We start from the raw sequence: 1,856 nt of genomic DNA on the forward strand, positions 1-1,856 counted from the left end.
GGCTACGGCTGCGACGGTGCGCCAAGGCTGGCTGCACACCGGCGACGTGGTGGAGCCGATTGCCGGCGGCCACCTGCGCATCGTCGACCGGCTCAAGGACATCATGATCACCGCCGGCGGCAAGAACCTGACGCCCTCGGAGATCGAGAACACCCTGAAGGGCAGCCCTTTCATCAAGGAATGCATCGTGGTGGCCGAGGCGCGCAAGTTCGTGTCCGCCCTGATCCAGATCGACTACGAGACCGTGGGCAAGTGGGCCGAGGCCAACCGGCTGGCCTTCACCCACTTCCGCTCGCTGGTGGAGAACCCCCGCGTGCAGGAGCTGATCGCCGCCGAGGTCAACCGCGGCAACGAGCGGCTGGCGCAGGTGTCGCAAGTGCGCAAGTTCCACCTGCTCACCAAGGAGCTGGACCACGACGACGGCGAGGTCACCGCCACCATGAAGGTGCGCCGGGCCAGCGTGTACAAGGCGTACGCGCAGGAGATCGAAGGGTTGTACGCGTAGGCCGGGGTGTCGGTCGGAGGGGCACGTCCATGATCCGTCACTGCACGGCCATCCTTGCCTGCGCGGCGCTCCTGGTCCCCGCCGGCGCGCTCGCGCAGCGCACCTACGACCTCTCGGATGCGGTGGTCGGCAAGACTCCGTGGAGAAGCACGTACTACCGGGTGGGCGCAACCACCGGCGACGCGCAGCGGCAGTTCGAAGAGCGGGCCGACCGCTCGCGCCCGGTGGTCGTGCATTCCCATGGGTGCTCGGGCGTCGTCGGAACCGACCTGCAACTGGCGGAGTTCTACAAGGAACTGGGCTTCCATGTCGTCCTGCTGCAGTTCCACACGCGAGGCGACGCATCCAGCTCCTGTCCCTCCGGAATGCCCTCCTCCACCGGCCATGCCGAATCCGGCAATCCGCACCGGATCAAGGCGCGCCGGATCGAACTGGAGCACCAGATCGCCTGGCTGGAGGACCTCGGATTCAAGTCGATCGTTGCCACCGGACACTCCGAAGGCGGCAAGGTGGTGCAAGGCCTGAAGAGGAAGGTCGACGGCGTGATCCTGCACGCGATGGACTGCAAGGAGCGCAGCCTGTGGGATCCCCATCCCGACAATCGTTACCTCGCGCTGTACTCGACCCGGGATCCCTGGATCACCGGCAACGGCTCCTATCCGACGCGCGCATGTGGGCACCTGTTCAACCGTTCCCAGGTGCGCGACGTCCGATCCACCGTCACCAGCCACGATCCATTGGCCGACCCGGCCTGGCGCGACGAGATCCGGCAGTTCCTGGGCGGGGTGCAACGTTGAGCACGGCTGGCGGCCGGCCCTTGCGGCCCCAGGCACGCTGATGGCCGCCTCGCACCGGTGCCGCCTGCAATAAAAAAACCCCGCGGCGCAGAAGCGCACCGCGGGGCACCTTGGAGAACTGTGTTCGGCCTTGTCGCGTCAGCGATCAGCGCCAGTGGCCATGACCGCCATGGCCACCCTGCCCACGATGGCCATTGCCATGCCCATGGCCACGGTGCTTGTGGTGGCGGTGGCCGTGGCCGTCGAAGTGGCTGCGCGATTGCCACCCGTTGTGGTAGACCACCACCGGGGCCGGCTGCTGGTAATAGATGCCGCCCGGGTAGACGACCTGAGGCTGGGTGTAGACCACCTGCGGCACGATGACGGGGGCCGGCGCCACGATGACCGGGGCCACCGGACGGTGGTTGCCCACGCCCACGTGGACGCCCGGAGCGGCGTGCACGCCGACCGACCAGTACACATCCCGGGCCTGCGCCGCACCCATGGCGGCGAATGCCAGCGAACCCAGCAGGGCCGCCTTGCCGATGAGGGAACGGGTGGAACTCATGGAAATC

The 1,856-nt window shown here is 67.6% G+C and carries 2 protein-coding genes and 1 pseudogene; 2 read left to right on the top strand and 1 reads right to left on the bottom strand.

Annotated features, from left to right (window positions below):
- Together V6M63_RS18360 and V6M63_RS18365 are read left to right on the top strand one after the other, a co-directional pair.
- Positions 1-505, top strand: a pseudogene (locus V6M63_RS18360) (long-chain fatty acid--CoA ligase); the annotation flags it as partial.
- Between the two features lie 29 nt (positions 506-534).
- Complete coding sequence (locus tag V6M63_RS18365) at positions 535-1,302, top strand: hypothetical protein (protein ID WP_332744171.1); 768 nt, start codon at positions 535-537, stop codon at positions 1,300-1,302.
- 145 nt (positions 1,303-1,447) lie between these two features.
- Here V6M63_RS18365 and V6M63_RS18370 read toward each other — a convergent pair.
- The coding region (locus V6M63_RS18370; RefSeq protein WP_442909611.1) for a hypothetical protein at positions 1,448-1,856 on the bottom strand (409 nt) is incomplete at its 5' end.

It is taken from the genome of Hydrogenophaga sp. (assembly GCF_036675665.1).
Taxonomy (GTDB): domain Bacteria; phylum Pseudomonadota; class Gammaproteobacteria; order Burkholderiales; family Burkholderiaceae_C; genus Hydrogenophaga.

What these genes read in the sequence shown, in the direction of transcription:
- V6M63_RS18365 (WP_332744171.1), top strand. Translation starts at nt 535, where the DNA reads ATGATCCGTCACTGCACGGCCATCCTTGCCTGCGCGGCGCTCCTGGTC.